The organism is Segniliparus rugosus ATCC BAA-974 (assembly GCF_000185725.2).
GTDB lineage: Bacteria > Actinomycetota > Actinomycetes > Mycobacteriales > Mycobacteriaceae > Segniliparus > Segniliparus rugosus.
Map to the genome: position 1 here is coordinate 1235189 of NZ_KI391953.1, position 24206 is coordinate 1259394.

The window sequence follows — 24206 nt, forward strand, 5'->3', positions numbered from 1 at the left end:
CACGGTGCTGTTCATGTTCGGCGCGTGGGAGCACCGGTGGATCGCGGACGACGGGCTGATCGTGCTGCGCACAGTCCGCAACCTGCTGGCGGGCAACGGGCCCGTGTTCAACATGGGGGAGCGGGTGGAGGCGAACACCTCCACCGCGTGGACCTACTTGGTCTTCGCGCTGGCGTGGCTGACCGGCCTGCGGCTGGAATACTTGGTGCTGGGCCTGGCCTTGGCGCTCTCCGCTGCGGGCCTGCTGTTCGCGATGGCGGGCTCGCGACGGTTCTGGGGCTCCGGCTCCGGGCTCTTGCTCCCGGCCGGGGCGCTGGTCTACATCGCGACCGATCCCGCGCGAGACTTCGCGACCTCCGGCCTGGAGAACTCCCTGTCGCTCTTCTGGCTGGGCCTGCTGTGGTTCTCGCTCATGTGGTTGGCCGAGCGCTGGGCGCGGGGGGAGCCGCCGAGGACCGCCTTGGGCGCAGTCGCTTTGTTCGCCGGGCTCGCCCCGCTCGTGCGCCCGGAGCTGGCCCTGGTCGGCGGCGCGGTGCTCCTGCTCATGGTGCTCGCGCCGGTCGGCTGGCCGAACCGGTTCCTGATCACCGCCGCAGCGGGAGCCCTGCCGGTGGGCTACCAGATCTTCCGCATGGGCTACTACGGCGCGCTCGTGCCGACCCCGGCCATCGCGAAAGACGCCAGCGGCTCGAAATGGTCGCAAGGCTGGCACTACCTCCTCGACTTCGTCGGGCCCTACTGGCTGTGGCTGCCCGTCCTGCTCGTGGCGGCGCTGCTCGCCGCCGTGTTGGCCGGACGGCGCGGCGGCGAGGGCCGGCAAGCCGCTCCGGCCCATTGGGCGACGCGCAAGAGCGTGCTCGCGAGCGTGCTTTCGGGCTTCGGCGTGATCGAAGCGCTCTACTGGGTGCACGAGGGCGGCGACTTCATGCACGGCCGAGTGCTGCTCGCGCCCTTGTTCTGCGCGCTGTTGCCCATCATGGTCATCCCCGTCCGCTTCCCGTGGTCCGCGCGATCTCCGGCGTTGTCGGGCGCTCGTGTGCGCTCCGCCTCCCCAGCACACGTCGCGCCCTTCCGCCTGGGATCTCATCCGCGCGGGGTTCCACGGGAAGTTCTTGTTCAGATAATCCCCGCGCTCCTCTGGGCGGGGATCGCGGGATGGGCCCTGTTCGCCGCGCTCGGCGCGCACAGGGGCGACCCCACCGCCGTGAACGAGTACGGCATCGTCGACGAGCGACGGTTCTACTCGGCCAACACCGGACACGCCCATCCGATCCTCGCCGAAGACTACCTCGACTACCCGAGGATGCACGGCCTGGTCGAGGCGGTCCGGGACAACCCGACCGGCGGGGTGCTCTTCCCCGGCTGGGACGCAGACTGGGTGCTCGACCCGCTCCCGGACCCGCCGCTGCGCGGCCAGCCGTACCGGACCACCGTGTACTTCCTCAACCTCGGCATGTCCAGCATGAACCTGCCGCTGAACGTGCGAGTGCTCGACCAGATGGGCCTCGCCTACCCGCTCGCCTCGCACACCGAGCGCATCCCCAACGGCAGGCTCGGGCACGACAAGCTGCTCTTCGGCGACTGGGTCATCGCCGACGCGGGCGGAGCCGACGACCATCCGTACCTGCCCGCCCAGTTCGACAGCATCTGGGTCCGGCAGGCACGCGAAGCGCTCACCTGCCCCGAGACCGTGGAACTCCTCGACTCGTACCGCGCGCCGCTCACCTGGGAGAGGTTCAAACAGAACCTCAAACACTCGCTCAAGCTGACCGGCTACCGGATCGACCGGGTGCCCAAATACGAGTTGCAGCGCTGCGGCCTCCCGCCGGTACAGTAAGGGCCGGAGCCCCCGTAGCCCAATGGCAGAGGCAGCGGACTTAAAATCCGCCAAGTGTCGGTTCGACCCCGACCGGGGGTACTAACATTTGCGCTGGTAGGCGCGTTGGCGCTCTCTATGCTGGTGGTCTTGGAGGGTCTTGCCCCGCCGACTGGCGGAGTCCAGCCTGGCGGGGACGTTGGGGACTGCCAGCAGCTCACGGACGAGCTAGGGGCAGGCCTACCTCTGCTGCTACGCCTTAGAGTGCAGCGACGGCGACGGCAACCCCGACGAGGAAACCCACTAGAACAGCGCTGAGCGCCAGCGGCAGGGCAATAAAACGCGCAGCTAGGCAAGCTATTTGCCCGCTCGCTCTGTGTTGTGAACTCCTGCTGCGATGCTAACATCGGGGCAGCTTTGACACGCTGAGAAGGATTCCCTGTGAAAACACCAACGAGCGAGGGCCATGCCTCCGCACATTAAGATCAACCCGGATCAGGTGAAAGACGCTGGTGGCTTGGTGCAGCAGAAGGCGGATGAGGCGTCGGCGCACATGTCCGGGCTCTACGAGTCAAGTGCTCAGGCCAAGGACGGCAACAGTGGTTTCGTCACTGGCGATGCGCTCGCGGCTTTCGCGACGAGCATGCGGGCGAAGACTCAAACTGCTATCAATGTGTTGAGCGACCTGGGGCGGAAGACTGTGGAGAGCGCCCAGTTGATCCATTCGGCGGACCAGGGCAGCGCGGACGGGCTGAGCAGGGCCGTTAGCGGCCTTGACGATCTCGGGCACTGAGGCGAGGACTGGCTGATGGTGAGTTTTGGGGAGCTGCGCGACGCGAAGCCTGAGAAGTGGATGACCGCAGCGAACGACTTGCGCGCAGCCGCCGACAAGTTGGAGCGCACTGCTGACGAGATCCATGACAACGGCACGAAGAAGGTTGAGGAGAATTGGGCCGACCGTCTCGGGGAGATGGCGAAGAACAGGCTTATAGAGGGGACCACCGAGCTTTCCGCGATAGCTTTGATCGACAGGGGCTCCGCCACTGCGCTCGACACGCTCAGCCACGCCGTCACCACCGCGCAGAACGAACTACGCTCCTACGTCGAGTTCGCCAAGGGCAAGGGGTTGGAGGTCTCCGACTCGGGGCAAGTGAGTATTCCCGCGAACGCCCCCTACGGCGAGCACGAGCAGCTTGTCCACTACCAGGAGCAGGCGCAGCGGCTCATCAATGAGGCAGTCGAGGCGGCAACCCAGGCGGACGGTCTCGCCAAAGACGCACTTAAAGACCTCGATGTGGACACTGCGCCGCCACCAGGATCGGACCAGAGCAAGGCCAACGAATTCATCAACGGCATCCGCGCGCACCAAGCCGACGCGGTCACTAAATCCGTGAACCAGATACGCGACCTCTTGCCAGACGGGTTGCCGCCCGAGGACGTGGCGAAATGGTGGGGCTCGCTCAGCCAAGCCGGCCAAGACATGTTCAAAAAAGCTTGCCCCGTCGACCTCTTCGACCTGCCAGGGGTCCCGCAACAGGTCAAAGACCAGCTGGACGACAAGAGCCGTGGCTACAGCAACATCGGAGCCCTCCGCTACGCCCGAGACCATGCGTACGACGACAGCATCAACCACGTTCCCGACAGCAAATGCACCGACTTCGTGTCGAACGTGCTCCACTACGGTGGCGGGCTTCCGTTCAAGGACAATGGTTTGGGAATGTTTGACGACACCGACAACTGGACGCTCGCACCAGCAGCCGAATTGCATGTGCCCAAGATTCAAGAACACGCGATGACCCACACATGGGCTGGCGCTGAGAACAACAAGCAGTTCTGGCTACACAACGGTGGCCAACAGCTCCCGGTCTCTCAAGCGATGCCAGGAGATGTCCTCTATTGGAATGGGCGCGGCGGTAACGAGCCCGAAGGCACCGCGTTCCACGCGGCGTTCGCGACAGCTGTCCTGCCTGACGGCGAAGTCCTCTACACCCAACACGACGCGGACGGCTACAACCGCAGCCTCCAAGACCGTGAGCACAGCTATGAGACCCAAGATGTCGGCGGTGCCGAAGTCGTCGCAGTGAGGCCCAAATGCACATGGTGAACACCGCCGAGCAAGCCACTCGCAAACCTCGCCCCTGGGGAATGATCGCCGCCCTCCTCCTCGTCGCAGGCATCATAAGCTTCATCCTCTACCTATGGGCATATGGGGCAGCGAGCGATGATTACGTCAAACATCCCTGCCCCACGCCGCCCGTGCCTTGGTTCGTATGGGCCACCTTATGGCTTGCCATGAGCATCTTTTCAGCAGCTTTCATATGTTTTGTCATCGCCGCAATCGCGCACTGGAAGGTAAGCAAAGCTACCTCCTCTGCCTACTTGCTCGGAGCCTTCATCGCTCTGCTTCCCTTTACAATGCTCACTGATAATTACAGCAATCAGTACTATGGCGAAAACGGGCCAAAGCCATGCAGCGGGAGTAGTGTCACTGGCCCCGATTCCTAACGGTGAGAGCCAGATGGGCACCGCTCGATACTCGCGCTCTTCGAGCTGAAGCCGACACCAGGGCGAGGCTGATCCGCCCCGGCCTTACCCCGGCGTCCGGGGGAGTCCACTGGGGTTCGCAGACGAGTCACAACGAATCTGAGCAGGTAGGCAAAGGGCCAGTAAGGTTCAGTCTTAGAATGCGTCTCCGCATGGCGATTCAGAAAACCGCTGGTAGCAGCGTGCTCGCTCTAGGGGGTGTCAACTCCGCGAAGTGTCGGTCCGGCCCCGGCCGGTGTGCTGAAAAACGCTGGTTGGAGGGCGGGGGACGGCGTTGACAGGTCGCGCGCTGGATAAGCTCGTCAACTCCGATAGCGATCCGACAGCGAGCGGCATCGGCACGCCGTGGTCGATCAACGCTCTGGGGTTGGCCAGGTGCACCGACCCGTTGAAGCTGCGATCCTTCTGGCCGCCCGAAGAGCTTCGAGCCGATTCCGGGCTGAGGCGCGATCGTCTTGTGCTCAGCTGTCCAGCGGAGGCTCAGCCTTTGACGGGTTCGAGCCAGACCAGCGGGATCTGCCGCTCGGTCCGGTACTGGTAGAAGGCGTACTGCCAGAACGCCTTGACGACTTTCGGCCACAGCTCGGCGCGCTCTTCGGGCGAGGTCACGGTGCTGGCGAGGGCTTTGACCGGGGGTTCGCCCGGCGGGTTGAACGTGACTTGTGGGTTGGCGGCCAAGTTGAGGTACCAGGCCGGATGCTTCGGGTCTCCGCCTTTGGAGGCGACGACGAGCCATTTCTCGCCGACCTGGACGGGGGAGCTGAGCAGGATGGTGTGCTGTTGCCCCGATTTGCGGCCGGTGGTGGTGAGTTCCAGTATTTTCATGGCTCCGTAGGTGCGCAGGAGCTTTCCGCCGCTGATCTTGAGGATTGCCCGGTGAGCGGCGTTCATGAGCTTGAGCGACCAGTTCGGGGTCTTGTACGCGAGTAGTTTTTTCATGCTGCCGAAAGTATATGATACCTGTGGTCCGCAATATGGCGGGGCGGGCGGGCTCGCCGCGCGAGGGGTCGGCTCCCATGCCGGGGTTGTGCCGAGGGCGAATTGCCCCGCCGGTCGTCGTCGCGTTCTTGGGCGGTCGCGCCGAGCTTTCGTTCGGGCGATTTGCCCGTACCCTGGACGCGTGCCACGACGGAAACCGAGCGCAGCGCCTGGCGGCAAGGGCGGGCGTTCCGCGCGCCCGCAGCCCGCGCAGTCGAGTTTCCGCTACGCCACGTCGGAGTCTGGGGCGGATGGCGACGAGTACATCGTGGTTTCGGTCCCGGGGGCGAAGGCGACGAAGGTGTACCGCTGCCCCGGCTGCGACCACGAGATCAGGGTCGGCGAGCCGCACCTGGTGGCGTGGTCCGCGTTCGACGCGGCGGCGGGGGAGCGCAGGCACTGGCACCGGGCGTGCTGGCAGGCGCGCGAGCGGCGGTCGCCGACGCGGCGGCGGTGATGCGCGATCTGCGGGATCCGGCCGGACTCACTATGCTTGCACTCATGCAAGATTGCGCTCATGAAGAACACGGAGCCGAGGAGCGCTCGGGCGGCCGTGTCGAGTGGCTCAAGGGGCAGTTCGCCGAGTACCAGTTCGTGGCCGATTTCGTCCAGGCTCTGCGAAAGCCGTACGTGGAAGGGCTGGAGAACCTCTCGCCGGACGGCAGGTTTTTGCTGGTCGCCAACCACGTGCTCTCCGGTTCGGACGTCCCGCTGATCATGCACGAGGTGTCCCGGCACGTCGGAAAACCGGTCCGCCCGCTCGCCCACTGGGCGTTCGGCCAGTTCAAAGGGTTCTTCGGCGATATGTTCCAGGCGATGGGCGCAGTGGTGGGCAGTCCGGAGAACGCCGACAAGCTGATGGCGGCGAACGAGCCGGTCCTCGTGTTCCCCGGCGGGGCGCGCGAGATAGCCCGAGGCAAAGACCAGCTCCACCAGCTCGACTGGGGCGAGCGCAAGGGCTTCGCCAGGGTGGCGGTGAAGCACAAGTACCCGATCATCCCGACGACCGTCGTGGGGGCCGACTACGAATACCGGGTCCTCACCACGCGAGACGGGGCGTGGAGCAGGGCCGTCCGGGCCGTGAACAAGGCGCTCGGCGGCGGCGAGGCCGTCGAGGTTCCGCCGTTGATGCGCGGCGTCGCCGGCACGTCGATCCGGTACCCGCAACGGCTGTACCTGCGGTTCTCCCCGCCGATCGAGACGGCGAAGCCCGCCCGGACCTCCGTCGACGCGTGGGTCGACTCGGTCAGGGAGGCGACGAAAGCGGCGATCGAGTCCAGCTTCGCCGAGCTGTTGGCTTTGCGGGGGCGCGACCCGTTCCGTAATCTCGCGCCATGGGCCAGACAGCGGGCGGCAATGCCGGCGTGACCGCCGAAGCGAATCCGGCGTCCTCGAACGGCGAAGGGCTGCGGCAGCGAAAAGCGCGTTTGACCTGGGAAGCGATCAACCGGGCGGCTCGACAGCTCGCGCTGGAGCGCTCGCTCGACGACATCTCGGTGCAGGAGATCGCCGAACGCGCGAACGTCTCGGCCCGTACCGTTTTCAACTATTTCCCGTCCAAGGAGGACGCCGTCCTCGGCTTCCGCGAGATCGCGCTGCCGCCCTCGGCGGTGCGGCGTTTCCTCGACTCCTCGAATTGTCTTTTCAGCGACACTGCGGTGCTGGCTTTCGAGGCGCTGCGGGAGAACTGGGCCGATTTCGCGACCGCGAACGTGCTGGGCGAGCTGCTGGAGAAGAACCCCAAGCTCGGGCGGCGGCTGGGAAAGGCCGCCGAGCAGTTCGACGACAAGATCAAGGAGGTCGTCCTCCAGCGCGCCGACGATAGTTTCCAGGCCGCTGTCGTCACCGCCATAGCCGGGAGGCTGTGCGGCCTGTGCGTCGAGATGTGGGTCCGGGGCGGGAGCGTCGTAGGCCAAAGGCAGATCCTCGAGGAGGCGCTCGAGGCGCTGCATCGCAGCCTGTGATCGGCCACCGCCGCCGCGCCTCGGAGACGCGGCGTAGGCTGGACCGCGAATTTCGACTGTAGGTTCGCGTTCTCGCGAGAAAGGCGGCAGCAATGGCAGGCTCGGTGATCGTCGGAGGGGCGCGGACCCCGTTCGGGCGTCTGCTCGGCAACCTCAAAGCGCTTTCCGCGCCGCAGCTCGGCTCCGCGGCCATCGCCGGGGCGCTTGAGCGCAGCGGCACGCCCTCGGACGCGGTGGAGCTGGTCATCATGGGCCAGGTGCTCACGGCGGGCTCGGGGCAGTTGCCCGCGCGGCAGGCGGCCATCGCGGCTGGGGTGCCGTGGTCGGTCCCCGCGATCTCCACGAACAAGGTCTGCCTGTCCGGGCTGGACGCGGTCGCGACCGCCGACGTGCTCATCCGCGCGGGCGAGCAGGAGGTCGTCGTCGCGGGCGGCCAGGAGTCGATGACCCAGGCCCCGCACCTCTTGCCGGGCAGCCGCGCCGGGTTCAAGTTCGGCGACGTCCCGCTGGTGGACCACATGCAGTACGACGGGCTCACCGACGTGTTCACCAAGCAGTCGATGGGCGCCTTCACCGACCAGGTGAACGCCGAGCCGCCCGGCGCGCGCTGGGAGCCGGTGAGCCGTGCGGACCAAGACGCGTTCGCCGCCGCCTCGCACCAGCGGGCCGCGAAGGCGTGGAAGGACGGCCTCTTCGCGAACGAGGTCGTCCCGGTCGAGGTCCCCGGCCGCAACGGTGCTGGTGCCTCTGCCGCCGGCGGGCGGGGCACTGTGACCGTCGCCGAGGACGAGGGCTTCCGCCCCGACGCGACCGCCGAGTCCCTTGGGGCGCTGCGCCCCGCGTTCGACAAGAACGGGGCCATCACGGCGGGGAACTCCTCCCCGCTCTCCGACGGGGCCGCCGCGCTGGTGGTGATGAGCGAGGCCAAGGCAGCCGCGCTTGGCCTGAAGCCGCTGGCGAAGATCCTCGCTCAGGCCTCGGTGGCGGGACCGGACTCGACGTTGCAGCTCCAGCCGTCCGACGCCATCGCGAAGGCGTGCGCGAAAGCCGGAATCGCCCCGACCGAACTCGACCTCGTGGAGATCAACGAGGCCTTCGCAGCGGTCGGCGTCGCGTCGGCGAGGGCGTTGGGCCTCGACTCGGAGCGGATCAATGTGAACGGCGGGGCTATCGCGCTCGGCCACCCGCTCGGAGCCTCCGGCGCGCGCATCCTCCTGCATCTCGCGCTGGAGCTGTCCCGCCGAGGCGGCGGGATCGGAGCCGCCGCGCTCTGCGGCGGCGGCGGTCAGGGGATCGCCGTCCTCATCCAGGTCTAAGCGGCGATGGAGCGCAGCTCCGCGCCGCAGATGGCCCGCCAGCCGTGCCCGTAGCGAGTGGCGACGGGCTCCCACGCCTCAAGCGGGGTGAGTCCGAGCTGCTCGCGCAGGAGGGTTCGGATCTTGTCGAGGTCCGCGCTCTCCGAGTCTAAGAGCAAGTCGGCTTCGAGCGCGGTGTGATTGTCGCGCAATTCCCGCCGAGTGTCGTAGAGGGCGATCCAACACCCCTCTTTGTCCTGGTGAACGATTGTTTCGTAGAACCCGAAATCCATAAGCTGCGACATAACAGAATCATAACGACCAGGTCTCGTTCCCGCTATAGACGCGATATCACTATGATGGATAGCATAAGTATTCGTGAAATGAGACCCTAGCCACACAACCTGTGGCCAGGGGCATGTCTCGGACTGGGCATTCCGCATATCCGCATATGCGGCACAATGGTTCCGTGCCAACGAACCAGCCTTTGATCCTTTTGCCCGCCGTCGACGTGGTGGACGGCCAAGCCGTGCGCTTGACCCGGGGCGAAGCCGGGAGCGAGACCTCGTACGGCGACCCCTTCGAGGCGGCGTTGGCGTGGCAGGAGGCGGGCGCGGAGTGGATCCATCTGGTGGACCTCGACGCGGCGTTCGGGCGGGGCAGCAACCGCGAGCTGCTGGCGGAGATCATCGGGAAGCTCGACGTGAAAGTGGAGCTCTCGGGCGGTTTGCGCGACGACGACGCGTTGCGCGCCGCGCTGGCCACCGGCTGCGCCAGGGTCAACCTCGGCACTGCGGCGGTGGAGAACCCGGAGTGGACCGCGCGTGCGCTCGCCGAGCACGGCGAGCAGATCGCCATCGCCCTGGACGTGCTGCACGACGAGCGCGCCGGCTGGCGCCTGCGCGGACGGGGCTGGGTCTCGGACTCCGGGGACCTGTGGGAGGCGCTCGCCAGGCTCGACGCGCAAGGCTGCGCGCGGTACGTGGTCACCGACGTGAGCAAGGACGGCACGCTCGCGGGCCCGAACCTGCGCTTACTCGGCGAGGTGGCGGACAAGACCTCGGCCAAAGTCATCGCCTCCGGAGGCGTGTCGAGCGTGGCGGACCTCGTCGCGATCGGCGGGCTGATTCCGCGCGGCGTGGAGGGTGCCATCGTCGGCAAGGCGCTGTATGCGGGCAACTTCACCTTGGAAGAAGCATTGGCGGCGGTCGCCGTATGACGTTGGCGACCAGAGTCATCCCCTGCCTGGACGTCGACAAAGGCCGGGTGGTCAAGGGGGTCAACTTCGTCGACCTGCGCGACGCGGGCGATCCGGTGGAGCTGGCCGAGGCTTACGACGCGGCGGGGGCCGACGAGCTGTGCTTCCTCGACATCACCGCTTCGAGCGACGGCAGGCAGACCACGTTGGAGATGGTCCGCCGCGCCGCCGAGCGGGTGTTCATCCCGTTGACCGTCGGCGGCGGGGTGCGGGACGTGGCGAGCGCGGACGCCTTGTTGCGGGCCGGGGCGGACAAAGTCAGCGTCAACTCGGCGGCGGTCGCCCGCCCCGAGCTGCTCGGCGAGCTGTCGGAGCGATGGGGCGCGCAATGCGTGGTCCTCGCGATCGACGCCCGCAGGGCCGAAGGGGTCGCGAGCGGTTTCGAGGTCACCACGCACGGCGGCCGCAAAGGGACCGGGCTCGACGCGGTGGCGTGGGCGCAGGAGGCGGTCGAGCGCGGGGCGGGGGAGATCTTGCTGACCTCCATGGACCGCGACGGCGCGAAGACCGGCTTCGACCTGGAGATGATCGAGGCCGTCCGCGCGGTCGCGCCGGTGCCGGTGATCGCCTCCGGCGGGGCGGGAGCCCCCGAGCACTTCGCCCCGGCGATCCGGGCGGGCGCGGACGCGGTGCTTGCCGCGAGCGTCTTCCACTTCGGGGAGCTCACGATCGCGCAGGTGAAAGCCGCGATGGCCGCCGAAGAGGTCGTGGTCCGATGACCGAACCCGCTCCGACGCTCGATCCGGCCATCGCGGCGCGGCTCAAGCGCACCGAGGACGGGCTGGTGGCCGCCGTGGTCCAACAGCGCGGCACCGGAGAGGTGCTCATGATGGCCTGGATGGACGACGAGGCGCTCGCCCTCACCCTCGCCACTCGCCGAGGCACGTATTTCTCCCGCTCCAGGGGCAGGCTCTGGGTCAAGGGGGAGACCAGCGGCCACACCCAGCAGGTGCACGAGGTCCGGTTGGACTGCGACGGGGACACGGTGCTCCTCGTGGTCGACCAGGCCGGGGCCGCGTGCCACACCGGGGCGCGCACATGCTTCGACGAGGCAGTGCTGCTGCAGCCCGAAGTGTGAGCCGCCTCTCTCGCGTCGGGCGAGTGTGCGAAGATAGCGGGATGAGCAAGCGTGTGTCCCGGACGTCGACCCCGTTGCGACTAGGAGCCTTGTGCCTCGGAGCCCTCATGCCGTTGGGCTTGGTCCCGCTGGCCTGGGCGGACGACGACGATGACGACGAGGACGGCGGCTCGCCGCCGTATTGGAACAACGCGGGCCCCGTGGACCCCGACGACCCGGTGGTCATCTACTCCGACCAGCCGAGCGTGCCGGTGGAGTACGAGGTCACCGGCACGACCCGTTCCGCGGACATCCAGTTCGTCGGCGAGGGCGGCATGCACCGGATCCAAGGGTTCGTCCTCCCGTTCCGCAGGAAGGCGTTGGCCTGGCCGCCGGTGCAGTTCATGCCGATGTTCGCGACAGTCCCCGAGACGAACGACTGGCTCATCGCCCCGAACGGCGACACCCGCAGGCAGGGCGACTCCAGTTTGACCGGGGGTTCGGCCACCTGCCGCATCTGGGTCTCCGGGAAGCTCGTGCAGGAGCGCACCGTCAGCGGGGTCAACCACACGGCCCGTTGCGCTGTGACGATCCGCTTCTTTGATTGAGCCCGGCTTTCGCGGACTGCTCCGATTCACCCAAGGAATTCCCAGGTTTTCTCTGATAGGGTGCCGACATGCTTATGAACGCTCGTCGCGCCCAAGCGTTTGGCGCGCTCGTGATCGTTGGCGCGTGCGGAGCCGGTTTGGGCTTCGGCCACGGCGGCTCCGCCTTGATGCGCGAGGCCGAGGCGGTCCCCACCTCGCCGACCGTGCCCCCGCCCCCGCCGGGCGGCGGCGGCACGATGCCGTCCACCTACGTCGCGCCGACCACCGGGATCATCGACACCGTCGTGCCGACTTCCGCAGTGGTCTCCTACCAGGTCGTGAGCGATCTTCCCGGAGTGACGACGGCGAACGTCAACTACACCGAGGACGGCAAGATCGTCGGATTCCGTCCGGTCCCGCTGCCGTGGACCAAGCAGGTGGCGGTGGCCCCGCCCATGTCCATCGTGACGGTGTACGCGACGCTGCCGCAGTCCGCGCCGGTCGACCCCGAGGACGGGGAGGCGCAAGCGGCTCCGGGCGATGGGAGCATCACCTGCCGGGTGCTGGTCAACGGCACGGTGGTCAAGCAAGACACCGCGCAGGGGCCGAACGCGACCGCGACGTGCGCGGTGAGCTTGAACGTCGACACCACTTTGCCCGCGCCCCCGGCCTCGTCTGCGGCTCCCGCGCCCTCTGCGGCTCCGCTGGCTCCAGGGGCCCCCAGGGTCTCCACGCTCCCGCCCGCTCCCGTTGCTCCAGGGCAGTGAGTAGGGTCTCGGCGATCATGGCGTGAAAGATTGCCCGCCAGGGGATACGCTTATCGTCAGTAACCTACCTGATAAAGGCGCATCTATGACTCAGGCGCACACATGTTGAACGACGACCTCGATTGGTTCATCACACTCGCCGAGACCGAGCATGTGACTGAGGCGGCTCGGCTGCACAACATGTCGCAGCCCGCCTTGTCCAGGGCGTTGGACCGGCTTGAGCGCAGGCTGGGCACGCGGCTCTTCGACCGGCACGGCAAACGGCTGGCGCTCAACCAACGCGGCCGTGTGCTCTACACCCATGCCCGGCGCGCGGTCGCCGAGGTGGAGACCGCAGTCCGCACGATCGAAGACATGGTCGCCGCGCCCGGCGTCGTCCGGCTCGGCTTCCTGCATTCCTTCGGCATGTGGCTGGTGCCGAAACTGGTCAGCGGGTACCGGGAGGAGCATCCTTCGGTCAATTTCGAGCTGACCCAGGACGCGTCGGACAAAGTGTGCAGGCGGATCGTGGACGAGGAACTCGACCTCGGGGTCGTCGCGCCTCGGCCCCACGACCCGAAGCTGGCTTGGCAGCCGCTTTTGCGGCAAAAGCTCTGTCTGGCGGTGCCCGCCGGGCATCGCTTGGCGGCGCAGAGCAGCGTGCGCCTCGCCGACGCGGCCCGCGAGCCCTTCGTCATGATGACCCAAGGCCACGGCATGCGGCGGCTGGTCGAGGAGTTGGCCGCCGCAGCGGGGTTCCAGCCGAAAATCTCGTTCGAATCCACAGAGCTCTGGACGATCCGGGGCTTAGTGGCGACCGGGCTCGGCGTGGCGCTCATTCCGCTCGAGGACGAGGAGGCCAGCGGCCTCCAGCCGGGCAATGTCGCTGTCCTTCCCTTGGAAGACGCGGGGGCCGAACGGGAGGTCGGCTTGGTCTTCAAGTCCGGCATGGCGCTCTCGGGCCTGGTGCAGGATTTCAAGCAGTTCTCTCTCCAGTGGGCTTTCGAACGGCGTTCTCGGGGCTGAGCCCCGAAGGTCGAGGTCGGGCGGGTTTTTTATTTATCATGAACGACCGTTCCGGAAAAGTGCTATATTGTTGTTGTCAGCCACACAACAAGTTGAAAGGCGCGAGCAATGACGACATCGAACACCTCGTGGACCCGTTCCGAAGGCGACAGCTGGGACATCGTCAGCAGCGTGGGCTTCACCGCCCTCGGCGTCGCGGCGATGCGGGCTCTTGAGACCAAACGCGCAGACGGGCTGGTGCGCGACGAGTTCGCCGAGCGCTTCGTCCGCGCGGCGGGCGAGCCGAACCTGCTGGCGCTGATGGACAAGCCGGAGACCGCCGAGCGGGGGGCCTTCGGGCCGCCCCGGCATATGGGGATCCGGTCGAAATTCTTCGACGAGTTCTTCTTGGCCGCCGCCGCTTCGGGCGCGCCGCAGGCGGTCATCCTCGCGGCGGGCCTCGACGCGCGGGCGCACCGGCTCGACTGGCCCGAGGGCGAGATCGTCTTCGAGGTGGACCAGCCGCAGGTGCTCGCGTTCAAGGGCCAAGTCCTGGCCGGGCTCGGAGCCACCCCGAAATCCGACCGCCGCGAGGTGGCCGTCGACCTGCGCGACGACTGGCCCGCCGCGCTGAAGGCGGCGGGGTTCGACCCTGCCGTCCCGACGGCGTGGTCGGCGGAAGGGCTCCTGCCGTATCTGCCGGGAGCCGCTCAAGACCTGCTGTTCCAGCGGATCGTCGAGCTCTCCGCCCCCGGCAGCCAGATCGCGGTCGAATCCTTCCGGGGCGCTTTCGATCCGTCGTCCTTCCGGCGGATCGAGGAGAAGTACGACCCGGACAACGAAAGCCCGTTCGCCAAGATGGACATCTCCGGGCTCTTCTACAACGACGAGCGCGCCGACCCGGTCGAATGGCTCGGCGAGCGCGGCTGGGCCATCCACGACCAAAACCCGTTCGACCTCGCGACCAAGTACGGCGTGCCGATCCCCGAGGTGCCCGAGGAAGTGCGCGAAATCAGCGAGAAGATGCGCTACTTCGTCGCGTCCCTGCCGCGCTGAGCCGAAGCCCCGGCTCCGGCGCTCGGCCGACCGCTCCTTTCTCGGTCCTAGAATGAGCCGAGCGGCGCGGAATACGGCATAAAATAAGCGGGCGCGGCCTTCTCGATACTCGTGCTCATCGTCGCGTGCGGCGTGGTCTTCCTGATGGCGCTCGACGCGGAAAGGAAGGGGCGGGGCTCGGCTTCGAGCACATCGTCCAGCAGCTCGACGTATTCGTTCACCATGCCGACTATGCCGCCGTCCGAGGATCTCGGCGCGGCGCCCATCGTGGCGTGGGGGATGGAGCGCAGCGCGTCCAAGGACGACTGACACGCGGCCGCACCGTCCGCCACGCGGCAGAGGGGAACGCGGTTCCCAAAGCCGCGCCATGACCCGACACAATGGAGCGATGACAGAGAACAGGCGCACGCCGGGACAGACCGGGCGGGGCGACAGCGGCCTCCTCCGCCAAGCGAGGACGTGGCTGTTCGTGCCGGGGGATCGCCCCGAGCGGTTCGCGAAAGCCGCCGCGAGCGGCGCGCAGATCGTGATCATCGACCTGGAGGACGCGGTCGCGGCGGAGCGCAAAGAAGCCGCGCGGGCCGCTGCGGTCGACCAGCTGCGTGCTGCGGCACAGCCGTCGCCGGGCTGGGTCGTCCGGGCGAACGACCCGTTCTCTCCCGAGGGCGAGGCAGATTTGGCCGCTTTGGCCCCCTTCGCCAAGGCGGGCGGGCCGCTGCTGGCGGCGATGACGCCGAAAGCAGTGCTGCGGAGCGTGGCGAGGGCGGCGGAACTGCTCGGCCCCGGCGCGCGGCTCGTCGCGCTGATCGAAAGCGCGCTCGGGGTGGAGGAGGCGTTCCAGATCGCCTCGCACCCGCACACGGCCAGGCTCGCGTTCGGGGCGCTCGACTACGCGGCGGACGTCGGCGCGTCCCCGGTCCCCGTCGCGCTTGGCTACGCGGAGTCGAGGCTGGTGAACGCCTCGGCGGCGGCGGGGCTGGCCCAGCCGCTCGCCCGGCCGACGGTGGAGCTCGACGATGTGGACGTGTTGACGGGCGAAGTCGCCCATGCGCGAACCCTCGGGTTCGGCGGCAAACTGTGCCTGCACCCCAAGCAGGTCGCCGCCGCGGCGGCGGGGTTCGCCCCAACCCAGCGGGAGATCGACTGGGCGAAGCGAGTGGTGGCGGGGCAGTCGGGCGGCGCGGTCCGGGTCGAGGGCGAGATGGTCGACGCCCCGCAGGTGCTCCGGGCCAGAACGATCCTCGCGCAAGCGCAGTTGTGACCGAGGGCAGCGCTCTCCTGCCGGAGGAGGCTCGGTTCGATCACAGCTCGGCCACAGCAGCTTGTCATGGCCGCGTGGGGGCGCGGCGTTATGTTGTGCTCTGCGCATGACCCTTGATCGACGCGCAGTGCTGCGCGGAGCCGCGACACTGGGCTTCGCTTCCGCCGTCGGGCTCGCCGCCCCTCGAGCACGAGCGGCCGGGCTCGGCACTTTGCTGGACTTCGCAGGCGGCGTCCCCAGCCCGGAGGCGATCCGAGGAGCCGGGGCGATCGGCACGATCCGCTACGTCAGCGACCCCCGCACGCCGGGCCTGCGGGCGAAACCGCTCACCAGGGACCAAGTCCAGGCTTCGAAGGCGGCGGGGCTCGTGGTGGTCTCCTGCTACCAGTGGGGCAAGAACGAGACGGCGGACTGGAAGGGCGGGCAGCAGGCAGGGCTCAAACACGCGCAACGCGGCGTGACGCTGCACCTCGCCGCGGGCGGCCCCGCCGGAGCCCCGATCTACGCGGCGATCGACGACAACCCCTCGGACGCGGAGCTGCAAGGGCCGATCCTCGGCTACCTGCGCGGCTGGCAGCAGGTCGTCGGGCCGAACGCGCTCGGCGTGTACTGCAACCCGAGGACCATCGACTTCTGTCTGCGGTCGGGAGTCGGGAAATGGTTCTGGCAGCACGACTACGGCAATCCCGGCTACGCCACGCACCCGGCGGCGCATTTGCACCAGCGAGCCGCCTCCATGCAGCCGCAGCCCGTGGTCGACGGGATCCAATGCGACGTGAACGATATCCTCAAGCCGTCCTTCGGCTCCTGGTGACTCAGCCCCGCACGGCGAAGAGCGGCTTGCCCTCGGGGTGGAGCAGCGAAGCCTCGAGCTCGTCGAGCGTCGGGGCGAGGTAGTGGGACAGGGCGACGAGGCACTGCCCGTCGCCTCGGGCGACGACCGCCCCGGACGGGGCGAGGAGCCCGTCCTCGATCCGGTACCCAGGAGCCGGCTCGGTCGGCGCGACGAGTTCGGGAAGCCCCGATTTCTTCCGGATCTCCTCGGCGAGAAAACCCCAGAAATACCGCTCAAGGGCTTCGAGTTCGCCCGTCGCGAACAGGTCGCGCCTGGCGTTCCCGTCCGCGACCTCGAACCAGCCGTCCTCTCGGGCGTGGAACAGAAAGCTGGTCAGAGTCCTGCCCTCGGCGTCTTCCTTCCAGATGGCGCAGTTGCCCGCGTCGTCGAACGCCCCGTCGTCGTCGAACCGGCTCACCACCCAACCCGCTCGGGCGAGCCAGGCGAGGAACCGGTCGGAAAGGCAAGCGGCTTCCATACCCGTATTCTACGGTCCGCTCACAGCAGCGTCTGCTATGAATAGCCTTATGACCCTGTCGAGAAGAGAGATATTGCGGGGGATTGGCGGAGCTGCCATGGCGGCAGGGCTCGTCCAGGCGGCTCCCGCCTGGGCCGATCCGGACGACGACGACAACGAAGACGAGGCTCCGAAAGCTCCGAAGAAACGCGCTCCCTCGAAGATCGACCCGGGCCTTGGCACGATGCTCGACTACTCGGCGGGCTTCCCGTCGCCCGCCGCGATCGCGGCGGCGGGGCACAAGGGGTCGATGTGCTACATCTCGGACCAGGCGCGCGGCGAAGAATGGATGAAGGCGAAGCCGCTGACCAGGGCCGCCGCCGACGCGATGCGCGCCCAAGGCCTGCTCATCGCCTCGGTTTGGCAGTGGGGCGGGGAGAGGTCCGCGGACTGGCGGCGCGGCCACGACGCGGGTGTCAAAGCCGCCCGGCGGGCAGTGGCGCTGCACCAGGCCGCGGGCGGCCCGGACCACGCCGCCATCTACACCTGCATCGACGACAACCCGCCGATCGAGGTGTGGGAGGACTGCATCGCGGACTATCTGACCGGTTTCGAGGAAGTGATCGGCCATGACCGGTTAGGCGTGTTCTGCTCTCCGCCGGTCATCGGCTGGTGCCTGGACGCGGGGCTCGGCTCGTACTTCTGGCAGCACGACTGGGGCAACGACTCGTTGACGGTGCACCCGGCGGCGCATCTGCACCAATACCCGGGCGACAAGCGGTTCGTCCAGCACATCGACGGCATCGAGTGCGATGTGAGCAGTATTCTCAATATGTCGTTCGGCCAGTGGTGATCTCTCCGGCGCTCAGTCCTCTCGCCAAGCTCGCCCGCGTCTGCTAAAAATATCTCCGTAAGATATCGAAATGGTCACGATTGTGATCATCGATGAATGGGGAAATGCATGACGCTCACACGGCGAGACGTTTTGCGCGGTCTGGGGGCCGCGCCGCTCCTCGGGGTCGGCGCGCTGGCAGCGCCCGCCCGCGCCGACCAGGAGTCGGACAACGGGGACGGCGGCTATTGGGGGCTCGGCACCCTGGTGGACTTCTCGGCGCGCGTGCCGGATCCTGCCGCGATCAAGGAGGCGGGGCATCTCGGGGCGGTCCGCTACGTCAGCGAGCGCAGGCCGACCGAGCAATGGATGCTCGCCAAGCCGGTGACCGCCGACGAGGTCGCGGGCATGCGGGGGCACGGCCTCACCGTGACTTCGGTGTATCAGTGGGGGAAGAACCAGTCGGCGGATTGGCGCGAGGGCTACGACGGCGGCGTGGACGCGGCGCATCGTGGCGTCGAGCTGCATCTGGCGGCGAGCGGCCCCGCAGACGGCGTGATCTACGCGGCGATTGACGACGATCCGGACAAGGATCTCTTCGATCAGCTCATCAACCCGTATTTGACCGCGTGGCGGGACGTGGTCGGCAACGACCACCTTGGCGTCTACTGCAACCCGAAGACCATCGACTGGTGCTTGGACGCGGGGCTCGGCTCGTACTTCTGGCAGCACGATTGGGGGAACCCCTCCGGGGCCGAGCACGCGGCGGCGAACCTGCATCAACTCCCGAACTCCAAGGGGAACCTGCGCGTCATCGACGACGTGCAGTGCGATGTCAGCGTCATTTTGAAGCCCGACTACGGCCAGTGGCGCTCGCTGGAGGCCTAAGTCCGTTATGCTTCGGTCGGATATGTTCCGACCATGAGAGGCGGCGCTGGTGGCGCGAGGCATTCGAGACATTGGACTGTTGCTGGCGCGGCTCGGGCTCGCGCTTCTGCTTATCCCCTACGGCTGGGCCAAAGCGAGCGACTACTCCGCGACGGTTGCGGGCTTCAAGGCGGGGAACGTCCCGTTCCCGGAGGTCTCCGCGTTCGTGGCGACCGCGGGAGAGCTCGGCGGCGGCGTCTTGTTCGCGCTGGGCTTGTTGACCCCGCTCGGCGGGCTTTTCGCGGTGGCCGCCATGTTCGGGGCGGTGCTCACCCAGCATCTCCCGAAATCCTTCCCAGAGGCGGTGTCCGCCGACTGGAAAGGCGCTCTCCCGCTGGGGTTCGGCGTCGCGGCCCTCGCCTTGACCGTCGCGGGCCCAGGCAGGCTCAGCTTGGACAAGACATTCTTCGGACGCTCGGAGTGGTTCGGCGCTCGGGAGTGACCGGGCCGGACCTCGGCCGGGGCCTCACCGGAACAAGCGCAGGAGCGCTTGGCGGTCCACTTTCCCGATGGCGGTGCGGGGCAGCTCCGCGACGACTTTGAGCGCGCGGGGCGCGGCATGCGCGTCCACGAGCCGCGTCACGTGCTCGCGCAGCTCCGCGAGCGTCGGCGGCGGGCCTGCGGCGACCACGACGGCGGCGACCTGCTCGCCGAGCTTCGGGTCCGGCACGCCGACGACGGCGCAGTCCTGGACGAGGGGATGGCTCGCCAGCGCCGCCGCGACGACTTCCGGGGCGATCGTCAGGCCGCCGGTCGAGATCCCGCCGTCCAGCCGTCCGAGCACCCGCAGCCGCCCGTCCTCGAACCTTCCCGCGTCCGACGTGGCGAACCAGCCCGGTCGGGCGAAGGCCGGATGCTCGGGCATGCCGCGGTAGCCGCTCGCGAGCATCGGCCCGCCGAGATGGATCCTGCGCTCGCCGTCGATCTCGACCCGCACGCCGTCGAGCGGGATCCGGTCGTAGACGCACCCGCCGCAGGTCTCGCTCATGCCGTACGTGGTGACGACGCGCACGCCCGCCCCCTCCGCCTCGGCCCGGACGTCCGGGGCCAACGCGCCCCCGCCGACGAGCACCGCGTCCAGCTCCGCTAACGCCTCCCGCGCTGCGGGCAGGGCGAGCGATTTGATCAGCTGGTTCGGCACGAGCGAGGTGTAGCGCCTTCCTGCGCCCAACGCCGCGACCGAGGCGGGCAGCGCGGCGGGGTCGAAGCCGGCCGACACGTCCAGCGCCACGGGCTCCGCGCCGCCCAGCGCGGCCCGCAGGAGCACCATGAGTCCCGCGATGTGCCAGGCGGGCAGAGCGAGCAGCCAGGAGCCTTCGCCGCCGAGGCGGGCATGCGTGGCCGCCCGGCTCGCGGCGAGGGCGGCGGGGGAGAGGAGGGCGCCTTTCGGCTCGGCGGTGCTGCCGGATGTGGCGAGCACGAACGCGACGTCCTCGCCGATGGGCTCTCCTTCGCGCAGCGCCGCGCAGAGCCGCGCCGCGTGGCGGGGATCGGATTCGGGAACCGGCAGCCAGGCGGCCGCGCTTTCGCCGTCGACCGCCGCGCGCAGTGCGGGGAGGAGGTCGAGCGCCCGTTGCCCGTCGGGAACCGGAAGTGCTCGGAGCGCCCGCTCAGGCACTCGTGCTGCCGTCGGTGTCTTCGTCTTCCCACACCAGATCGCCGAGACGGCTGCGGACCCGCTCGACGTCCTCGGCCCTCGGCAGCTCGTTGGTGATCTTGGTGATGAACACCCCGATGTCGATCGGGGAGGCGGCCCCGTGCGTCGTCTCGTTCAACAGGTCCGCGAGTTCGCGGATCTCCTGCTCGGAGAGCTTGCGCGGCAAAAGCGCGAACACCGGCACGTAATCCTGTTCGGGGATCGTGCCCGTGGGATACCCGGCGCGCAACCACTTCACGATCGCCTTCAATGGCGGAGGAAGCGGCATAGCGGGAACCTCTTTCCGTGGCGCTACGGTTTGTCGCACCGCACGACGCCATGCGGTGCTGAGCAGTTTAGACCAAGCCGACAGCCTGCAACAGCGGCTTGCCGAAGATGATCACGAGGATGCCGAAGGCGATGAGGGCGATCACGAGCGCGAAGGCGGCCCAGGCGAGGGCGATCCGGGCGGGGTTCTTCGTGGCCGCGACGACTCCGCCGACCTCAGGCTCGCCGCCGTAAAGGCTGTTCAGCCCGGCAGCGAAGAGGGCGGGCAGGCCAGCGCCGAAGAGGACACCGACGACCAGCACGGTGACGACTGCCTTTCCCACGCCGAGGAAGTATTCGGCATTGAACTGGTTCATTCCGCAGATCCTTTCGTGCCAGCGCCGACCGTCGCTTTCTCAGGGGCGGCCGCTTCGGTCGTTGTCTGAGCGGCGTTGACGGACGGGAGTTCCTCGTCCCATTCCGCGTTGACGTTGTCCGGGCTGACGTTGTGCTTGCGGGCACGCAGCCACATCCAGCCGCAGGCGGCAAGGAGCAGGACGAAGATGGTGATCGGCCCGCCGAGGCCGGGGACGAGGCGGGCGATCTGGAAGCAGAGCCAGCCGACCACTGCGGCGGCGGGGAGGGTGACGATCCATGCGGCGGCCATTCGGCCCGCCACGCCCCACCGGACCTCGGCTCCCTTCTTGCCGATCCCGGTGCCGAGGATGGAGCCGGTCGCCACGTGCGTGGTGGACAGCGCCATGCCGCCGTAACTGGAGCTCAGGATGATCGCCGCTGCGGAAGCCTCGGCCGCCATGCCCTGCGGGGACTCGATCTCGACCAAGCCCTTGCCCAGCGTGCGGATGACTCGCCAACCCCCGGAATAGGTGCCAAGGGCGATGGCGATGGCGCAGGCGGCCACGACCCAGAACGGCACCACCGGAGCGCCGTGCTCGTCGGTGGTGGCGTGGTTCGCGGCGACGAGGGCGAGGGTGATCACGCCCATCGTCTTCTGCGCGTCGCCGGTGCCGTGGGCGAGGGAGACGAGCGAGGCCGAGCCGATCTGGCCGATCCGGAACCCGCGCTCCCTGGCGGAGCCGGTCACCCTTGCGGTGATGGCGTACACGAGCCAGGTGCCGGTCGCGGCGACGATCGCGGCGACGATGGGGGAGACCACGGCGGGAATGACCACAGATTTCAGCACGCCGCTCCACAGCACCTTGCCGACCCCCAGGCCTGCGATGGTCGCGCCGATGAGCCCGCCGAAAAGCGCGTGCGAGGAGCTGGAGGGGAGGCCGAGGAGCCAGGTCAGGACGTTCCACAGGATCGCGCCGATCAGACCCGCGAACACAATGGTGAGCAGGACGCTCGGGTCGACCCCCTTCAGAGCGTGCCCGGTCTTGGCGTCGTAGATTTTGACGATCTTCGTCGCGACGGAAAGCGCGACCTCTGTGGAGAGGAAAGCGCCGACCAAGTTGAGGACGGCGGCGAGGCCGACGGCGACCTTCGGCTTGAGCGCCCCCGTGGCGATGGAGGTGGCCATCGCGTTGCCCGTGTCATGGAATCCGTTAGTGAAATCGAAGCCGAGTGCTGTGATAATGACCAGCGCCAAGACAATGAGCTCTGTGTTCACACATGCATTGTGCGGGGCGAGTCTGGCGATGTCCAGTCCGGGGTCGAGGGTTGTCGTCCAGGTCCACCGGAGGACAACTCGTGTTCATGCAATGTTCAGAAACGCTCCATGTCAAACCTGCCGCCCACGTGGGAAATCACGGTTGGGCGGGGATACTCCCGGCTCGGCGCTGCGGGTGGTCTTCCGGCACATGCGCCAAGATCAGGAGCGTGCCCTGGGGGTCGCGGAGCCGCAATTCGTGCAGACCCCACGGCTCTTGTTTTGCCTCGCGCTCGACCGCGATCCCTCGTGCGCGCAAGTCGCGCTCGACGGCGTACACATCGCGCACCTGAAGCAGGATCGCCGCCGCCTTGTTCGTCTCGGCCGCGCTGGCCGGCCCGTGTCCAGCAAGCTCGATCAGGCCGCCCCCGGCGAAGAACACCGTGCCGCCCGGATACTCCCGAAAGATCGCCAGGCCCAATGCGTCCCGATAGAACCGAAGCGACTCCGCGTAATCGGCGGGATAAAGGATAAAGCGGCTCGCAAGAATATCCATGACTTTGATCCTACGAGGCGGGATGTTTTCGCCGACAGCACATCAGCCTGGCGTCGTGACATGGGTCTGGTCGGTTGGCCGGTCTTGCGGGGGCTGCGGGGCTGGGTGCTTCCCGTGATCGGCCGGGGGTGTTGTCTCGCTGTTTGTCGTGTGGGTGGGCGCGTTGGAACGGGGTGTCCAGGCAAGCGCGGTGTTCGATGGTGGTGCCTGCGGCGTGTTTTAGCCGGGGTTGGTGGTGTAGTGCTGGCCGGTGGGGGATGTCCATGTGATGGTGCCGTCTGGGTTTTGTGTGTCTCGCCATTTGCCGTGGGTTTTTGCGCGGTGGTGGTGTCGGCAGAGTCGTTTTATGTTTTGGGGGACGGTTTGTCCGCCTGATGCTGGGTTGTGGTGGTTGAAGGGGTGCGTATGGTCGAGTTCTGTTCTCGCTCGGCGGTGGCAGCCGGGGAATCGACAGTGTTTGTCGCGGGCGTTGACGTGGGTTTCGACCGCCTGGGTCGGTTTGTACTGTTCGGGGGTGGTGGTGAAGCGGATGGTTTTCGACGCTTTGGCCAATTTCTGTGCCAATTCGGGGTCGATGGGTGATCCGTCGAGCCAAGCGGGGAGGTCGGAGAGGTTGGCGAGGACGGCGAGGTCCACGACGAGTTCGACGGGTTTGGCCTGGGGCACAGGCCTTTGCGCCGCTTTGCAAGTGTCGCGTCCGCATTCGCAGCGGAGTTTGTCTTCCCCGTGCCCGGCGAGGGCGGCGAGCGCGTCGCTCCGGCGGGTCCACATGGCTCTGGGGTCTCCGGGGCAGACGGTCCTGGCGACGGCGTCGAGCTTGTCTTTCACCATCGCGGCTTCCATGAGGGGCATGGCGCCCCAGATTTTCGCCATCCCGTCCCCGACCGGCTGGAAGAACAAGCCGCGTTCCGCGTGCGCCTTCTCGCGGCGCTCGCGGGTCCATTCGGAGTCCCAGCGGACGTACTGCGCCTCGATCAAGCCCTGGACCTTGGACTGCGAGCACAAACGCCAACGCGGAGCGCGTTCGGCGAGCCAGACGTCGAGCTTCTCCCGCCATCCCGCAGGAGCGGACTCCAACGACTTGCCCACCAAACGGGCGGTCTTCGCGGTGACCTCCCCAGCGGCGAGCCTCGCGCCGAGCTTGGGGTAGTGCTCGGTCATGTTCTCCGCGAACGACAACATGCCCTTCGCCTCACGAGAAGAGACCCCCAACGCCGGGGCGAGTTCGAGGATCGCCGCCTCGCGGATGGAGAAAGAGAAAATCCCCTTCCCGCCCTGCCGCTCCTCCGCCAACTTCCGCTCCGCCACTTTCTCGGCGGCCATGGCAACCAACCTCGCCTTGCAGGACAACAACATCGCTTCGGCCCGCTCGCACGCTTTCAGCGCCGCGAGCACGTCCCTCGCGTCAGAACACGACTCCGCCCGGAGGCTCCTGAACATGTCCTCCGACACGATCCCCATCGTGATGATCATACGTTCGATTCTACCAGAAAGTGCCCAACGTCACAAGGGAAATG

General features: G+C 67.7%; 29 protein-coding genes and 1 tRNA gene. 20 read left to right on the plus strand and 10 right to left on the minus strand.

Annotation, left to right across the window (positions count from 1 at the left end; genetic code table 11):
* The first annotated feature begins 13 nt into the window (after positions 1–13).
* From HMPREF9336_RS06050 to HMPREF9336_RS06065, 4 genes are all read left to right on the plus strand, one after another.
* Positions 14–1837 carry an arabinofuranosyltransferase AftB family protein gene (locus tag HMPREF9336_RS06050; protein WP_169727310.1) on the plus strand — a complete coding sequence of 608 codons (1824 nt, stop codon included), beginning with the start codon at positions 14–16 and terminating at the stop codon, positions 1835–1837.
* A gap of 8 nt (positions 1838–1845) precedes the next feature.
* Positions 1846–1918 (plus strand) — tRNA-Leu (locus HMPREF9336_RS06055).
* Positions 1919–2282: 364 nt separating this feature from the next.
* A complete protein-coding gene (locus HMPREF9336_RS06060) occupies positions 2283–2609 on the plus strand; it encodes a hypothetical protein (RefSeq protein ID WP_007470026.1) in 327 nt (108 codons plus the stop codon).
* Positions 2610–2669: 60 nt separating this feature from the next.
* On the plus strand, positions 2670–3920 hold the full coding sequence (locus HMPREF9336_RS06065; RefSeq protein WP_244431599.1) for an amidase domain-containing protein: 1251 nt from the start codon (positions 2670–2672) through the stop codon (positions 3918–3920).
* Between the two features lie 920 nt (positions 3921–4840).
* Here the strand turns inward: HMPREF9336_RS06065 and HMPREF9336_RS06070 are convergent.
* Positions 4841–5299, minus strand: a complete 459-nt coding sequence (locus tag HMPREF9336_RS06070) for a nitroreductase/quinone reductase family protein (protein WP_007470031.1) — start codon at positions 5297–5299, stop codon at positions 4841–4843.
* A gap of 181 nt (positions 5300–5480) precedes the next feature.
* Between HMPREF9336_RS06070 and HMPREF9336_RS18670 the strand changes: the two genes are divergently transcribed.
* The 4 genes from HMPREF9336_RS18670 (at position 5481) to HMPREF9336_RS06090 (ending at position 8618) form a co-directional block, all read left to right on the plus strand.
* Positions 5481–5795: an LIM domain-containing protein gene (locus HMPREF9336_RS18670; RefSeq protein WP_007470033.1), complete on the plus strand. Its 315-nt coding sequence runs from the start codon at positions 5481–5483 to the stop codon at positions 5793–5795.
* Positions 5796–5839: 44 nt separating this feature from the next.
* Complete coding sequence (locus HMPREF9336_RS06080; RefSeq protein WP_169727298.1) at positions 5840–6706, plus strand: lysophospholipid acyltransferase family protein; 867 nt, start codon at positions 5840–5842, stop codon at positions 6704–6706.
* Positions 6673–7302: a TetR/AcrR family transcriptional regulator gene (locus HMPREF9336_RS17420; protein ID WP_021030198.1), complete on the plus strand. Its 630-nt coding sequence runs from the start codon at positions 6673–6675 to the stop codon at positions 7300–7302. Before HMPREF9336_RS06080 ends, HMPREF9336_RS17420 begins: the two co-directional genes overlap by 34 nt.
* Positions 7303–7394: 92 nt before the next feature.
* Positions 7395–8618 carry an acetyl-CoA C-acetyltransferase gene (locus HMPREF9336_RS06090; protein ID WP_021030199.1) on the plus strand — a complete coding sequence of 408 codons (1224 nt, stop codon included), beginning with the start codon at positions 7395–7397 and terminating at the stop codon, positions 8616–8618.
* Here the strand turns inward: HMPREF9336_RS06090 and HMPREF9336_RS06095 are convergent.
* Entirely contained in the window at positions 8615–8902 is a 288-nt protein-coding gene (locus tag HMPREF9336_RS06095) for a hypothetical protein (protein WP_007470042.1), read from the minus strand. The genes HMPREF9336_RS06090 and HMPREF9336_RS06095 overlap by 4 nt on opposite strands.
* Before the next feature lie 182 nt (positions 8903–9084).
* Between HMPREF9336_RS06095 and priA the strand changes: the two genes are divergently transcribed.
* From priA to HMPREF9336_RS06130, 7 genes are all read left to right on the plus strand, one after another.
* Positions 9085–9816 (plus strand): bifunctional 1-(5-phosphoribosyl)-5-((5-phosphoribosylamino)methylideneamino)imidazole-4-carboxamide isomerase/phosphoribosylanthranilate isomerase PriA, encoded by a 732-nt coding sequence (priA, locus tag HMPREF9336_RS06100; protein ID WP_007470044.1) that lies wholly within the window; start codon positions 9085–9087, stop codon positions 9814–9816.
* Positions 9813–10574, plus strand: coding sequence for an imidazole glycerol phosphate synthase subunit HisF (hisF, locus tag HMPREF9336_RS06105; protein WP_007470046.1), 762 nt, complete (start codon positions 9813–9815; stop codon positions 10572–10574). Before priA ends, hisF begins: the two co-directional genes overlap by 4 nt.
* Complete coding sequence (gene hisI / locus HMPREF9336_RS06110; RefSeq protein WP_007470048.1) at positions 10571–10933, plus strand: phosphoribosyl-AMP cyclohydrolase; 363 nt, start codon at positions 10571–10573, stop codon at positions 10931–10933. Before hisF ends, hisI begins: the two co-directional genes overlap by 4 nt.
* Before the next feature lie 41 nt (positions 10934–10974).
* Positions 10975–11520 carry an MmpS family transport accessory protein gene (locus HMPREF9336_RS06115; RefSeq protein WP_040584659.1) on the plus strand — a complete coding sequence of 182 codons (546 nt, stop codon included), beginning with the start codon at positions 10975–10977 and terminating at the stop codon, positions 11518–11520.
* Between the two features lie 68 nt (positions 11521–11588).
* Complete coding sequence (locus tag HMPREF9336_RS06120) at positions 11589–12266, plus strand: MmpS family transport accessory protein (RefSeq protein WP_007470052.1); 678 nt, start codon at positions 11589–11591, stop codon at positions 12264–12266.
* Between the two features lie 102 nt (positions 12267–12368).
* The gene (locus HMPREF9336_RS06125; RefSeq protein WP_007470054.1) at positions 12369–13271 is read left to right on the plus strand and encodes a LysR family transcriptional regulator; all 903 of its coding nucleotides are present in this window, start codon (positions 12369–12371) and stop codon (positions 13269–13271) included.
* Positions 13272–13379: 108 nt separating this feature from the next.
* Positions 13380–14306, plus strand: coding sequence for a class I SAM-dependent methyltransferase (locus HMPREF9336_RS06130; protein ID WP_007470056.1), 927 nt, complete (start codon positions 13380–13382; stop codon positions 14304–14306).
* 47 nt (positions 14307–14353) lie between these two features.
* Here HMPREF9336_RS06130 and HMPREF9336_RS06135 read toward each other — a convergent pair whose 3' ends face one another.
* Complete coding sequence (locus HMPREF9336_RS06135) at positions 14354–14638, minus strand: hypothetical protein (protein WP_007470058.1); 285 nt, start codon at positions 14636–14638, stop codon at positions 14354–14356.
* A gap of 56 nt (positions 14639–14694) precedes the next feature.
* Between HMPREF9336_RS06135 and HMPREF9336_RS06140 the strand changes: the two genes are divergently transcribed.
* Positions 14695–15567 carry an HpcH/HpaI aldolase/citrate lyase family protein gene (locus HMPREF9336_RS06140; RefSeq protein ID WP_021030203.1) on the plus strand — a complete coding sequence of 291 codons (873 nt, stop codon included), beginning with the start codon at positions 14695–14697 and terminating at the stop codon, positions 15565–15567.
* Positions 15568–15673: 106 nt separating this feature from the next.
* Positions 15674–16381 carry a DUF1906 domain-containing protein gene (locus HMPREF9336_RS06145; protein WP_021030204.1) on the plus strand — a complete coding sequence of 236 codons (708 nt, stop codon included), beginning with the start codon at positions 15674–15676 and terminating at the stop codon, positions 16379–16381.
* A 1-nt stretch (position 16382) separates the two neighbouring features.
* On the opposite strand, the gene HMPREF9336_RS06150 is transcribed toward HMPREF9336_RS06145, so the two are convergent.
* Positions 16383–16880, minus strand: a complete 498-nt coding sequence (locus tag HMPREF9336_RS06150; RefSeq protein WP_007470063.1) for an Imm61 family immunity protein — start codon at positions 16878–16880, stop codon at positions 16383–16385.
* A 97-nt stretch (positions 16881–16977) separates the two neighbouring features.
* On the opposite strand from HMPREF9336_RS06150, the gene HMPREF9336_RS06155 reads away from it, so the two are divergent.
* The 3 genes from HMPREF9336_RS06155 (at position 16978) to HMPREF9336_RS06165 (ending at position 19060) form a co-directional block, all read left to right on the plus strand.
* On the plus strand, positions 16978–17712 hold the full coding sequence (locus HMPREF9336_RS06155) for a DUF1906 domain-containing protein (RefSeq protein WP_007470064.1): 735 nt from the start codon (positions 16978–16980) through the stop codon (positions 17710–17712).
* A 108-nt stretch (positions 17713–17820) separates the two neighbouring features.
* Positions 17821–18579: a DUF1906 domain-containing protein gene (locus tag HMPREF9336_RS06160; RefSeq protein WP_007470066.1), complete on the plus strand. Its 759-nt coding sequence runs from the start codon at positions 17821–17823 to the stop codon at positions 18577–18579.
* A 49-nt stretch (positions 18580–18628) separates the two neighbouring features.
* Positions 18629–19060 carry a DoxX family protein gene (locus tag HMPREF9336_RS06165; RefSeq protein WP_007470068.1) on the plus strand — a complete coding sequence of 144 codons (432 nt, stop codon included), beginning with the start codon at positions 18629–18631 and terminating at the stop codon, positions 19058–19060.
* A gap of 24 nt (positions 19061–19084) precedes the next feature.
* Here HMPREF9336_RS06165 and menE read toward each other — a convergent pair whose 3' ends face one another.
* The 6 genes from menE to HMPREF9336_RS06195 all read right to left on the minus strand — a co-directional run bounded on the left by menE (position 19085) and on the right by HMPREF9336_RS06195 (position 24162).
* Entirely contained in the window at positions 19085–20236 is a 1152-nt protein-coding gene (gene menE / locus HMPREF9336_RS06170) for an o-succinylbenzoate--CoA ligase (protein WP_007470070.1), read from the minus strand.
* Entirely contained in the window at positions 20229–20543 is a 315-nt protein-coding gene (locus tag HMPREF9336_RS06175; protein ID WP_007470072.1) for a DUF3349 domain-containing protein, read from the minus strand. The genes menE and HMPREF9336_RS06175 overlap by 8 nt, the downstream gene beginning before the upstream one ends.
* Positions 20544–20610: 67 nt before the next feature.
* Positions 20611–20898 carry a hypothetical protein gene (locus HMPREF9336_RS06180; protein WP_007470074.1) on the minus strand — a complete coding sequence of 96 codons (288 nt, stop codon included), beginning with the start codon at positions 20896–20898 and terminating at the stop codon, positions 20611–20613.
* A complete protein-coding gene (locus HMPREF9336_RS06185) occupies positions 20895–22154 on the minus strand; it encodes an inorganic phosphate transporter (RefSeq protein ID WP_007470076.1) in 1260 nt (419 codons plus the stop codon). The genes HMPREF9336_RS06180 and HMPREF9336_RS06185 overlap by 4 nt, the downstream gene beginning before the upstream one ends.
* Positions 22155–22290: 136 nt before the next feature.
* Positions 22291–22689 carry a VOC family protein gene (locus tag HMPREF9336_RS06190; RefSeq protein WP_007470078.1) on the minus strand — a complete coding sequence of 133 codons (399 nt, stop codon included), beginning with the start codon at positions 22687–22689 and terminating at the stop codon, positions 22291–22293.
* A 219-nt stretch (positions 22690–22908) separates the two neighbouring features.
* A complete protein-coding gene (locus HMPREF9336_RS06195) occupies positions 22909–24162 on the minus strand; it encodes an HNH endonuclease signature motif containing protein (protein WP_021030205.1) in 1254 nt (417 codons plus the stop codon).
* Positions 24163–24206: the final 44 nt, after the last annotated feature.

What these genes read in the sequence shown, in the direction of transcription:
- HMPREF9336_RS06095 (WP_007470042.1), bottom strand. Translation starts at nt 8,902, where the DNA reads ATGTCGCAGCTTATGGATTTCGGGTTCTACGAAACAATCGTTCACCAG.
- HMPREF9336_RS06125 (WP_007470054.1), top strand. Translation starts at nt 12,369, where the DNA reads ATGTTGAACGACGACCTCGATTGGTTCATCACACTCGCCGAGACCGAG.
- HMPREF9336_RS06070 (WP_007470031.1), bottom strand. Translation starts at nt 5,299, where the DNA reads ATGAAAAAACTACTCGCGTACAAGACCCCGAACTGGTCGCTCAAGCTC.
- HMPREF9336_RS06060 (WP_007470026.1), top strand. Translation starts at nt 2,283, where the DNA reads ATGCCTCCGCACATTAAGATCAACCCGGATCAGGTGAAAGACGCTGGT.
- HMPREF9336_RS06130 (WP_007470056.1), top strand. Translation starts at nt 13,380, where the DNA reads ATGACGACATCGAACACCTCGTGGACCCGTTCCGAAGGCGACAGCTGG.
- HMPREF9336_RS06080 (WP_169727298.1), top strand. Translation starts at nt 5,840, where the DNA reads ATGCAAGATTGCGCTCATGAAGAACACGGAGCCGAGGAGCGCTCGGGC.
- HMPREF9336_RS06145 (WP_021030204.1), top strand. Translation starts at nt 15,674, where the DNA reads ATGACCCTTGATCGACGCGCAGTGCTGCGCGGAGCCGCGACACTGGGC.
- HMPREF9336_RS06115 (WP_040584659.1), top strand. Translation starts at nt 10,975, where the DNA reads ATGAGCAAGCGTGTGTCCCGGACGTCGACCCCGTTGCGACTAGGAGCC.
- HMPREF9336_RS06090 (WP_021030199.1), top strand. Translation starts at nt 7,395, where the DNA reads ATGGCAGGCTCGGTGATCGTCGGAGGGGCGCGGACCCCGTTCGGGCGT.
- HMPREF9336_RS06050 (WP_169727310.1), top strand. Translation starts at nt 14, where the DNA reads ATGTTCGGCGCGTGGGAGCACCGGTGGATCGCGGACGACGGGCTGATC.
- HMPREF9336_RS06160 (WP_007470066.1), top strand. Translation starts at nt 17,821, where the DNA reads ATGACGCTCACACGGCGAGACGTTTTGCGCGGTCTGGGGGCCGCGCCG.
- HMPREF9336_RS06150 (WP_007470063.1), bottom strand. Translation starts at nt 16,880, where the DNA reads ATGGAAGCCGCTTGCCTTTCCGACCGGTTCCTCGCCTGGCTCGCCCGA.
- hisF (WP_007470046.1), top strand. Translation starts at nt 9,813, where the DNA reads ATGACGTTGGCGACCAGAGTCATCCCCTGCCTGGACGTCGACAAAGGC.
- HMPREF9336_RS06065 (WP_244431599.1), top strand. Translation starts at nt 2,670, where the DNA reads ATGACCGCAGCGAACGACTTGCGCGCAGCCGCCGACAAGTTGGAGCGC.
- HMPREF9336_RS06140 (WP_021030203.1), top strand. Translation starts at nt 14,695, where the DNA reads ATGACAGAGAACAGGCGCACGCCGGGACAGACCGGGCGGGGCGACAGC.
- HMPREF9336_RS06120 (WP_007470052.1), top strand. Translation starts at nt 11,589, where the DNA reads ATGCTTATGAACGCTCGTCGCGCCCAAGCGTTTGGCGCGCTCGTGATC.
- HMPREF9336_RS06180 (WP_007470074.1), bottom strand. Translation starts at nt 20,898, where the DNA reads ATGAACCAGTTCAATGCCGAATACTTCCTCGGCGTGGGAAAGGCAGTC.
- HMPREF9336_RS06155 (WP_007470064.1), top strand. Translation starts at nt 16,978, where the DNA reads ATGGCGGCAGGGCTCGTCCAGGCGGCTCCCGCCTGGGCCGATCCGGAC.
- hisI (WP_007470048.1), top strand. Translation starts at nt 10,571, where the DNA reads ATGACCGAACCCGCTCCGACGCTCGATCCGGCCATCGCGGCGCGGCTC.
- HMPREF9336_RS06175 (WP_007470072.1), bottom strand. Translation starts at nt 20,543, where the DNA reads ATGCCGCTTCCTCCGCCATTGAAGGCGATCGTGAAGTGGTTGCGCGCC.
- HMPREF9336_RS06190 (WP_007470078.1), bottom strand. Translation starts at nt 22,689, where the DNA reads ATGGATATTCTTGCGAGCCGCTTTATCCTTTATCCCGCCGATTACGCG.
- HMPREF9336_RS06195 (WP_021030205.1), bottom strand. Translation starts at nt 24,162, where the DNA reads ATGATCATCACGATGGGGATCGTGTCGGAGGACATGTTCAGGAGCCTC.
- HMPREF9336_RS17420 (WP_021030198.1), top strand. Translation starts at nt 6,673, where the DNA reads ATGGGCCAGACAGCGGGCGGCAATGCCGGCGTGACCGCCGAAGCGAAT.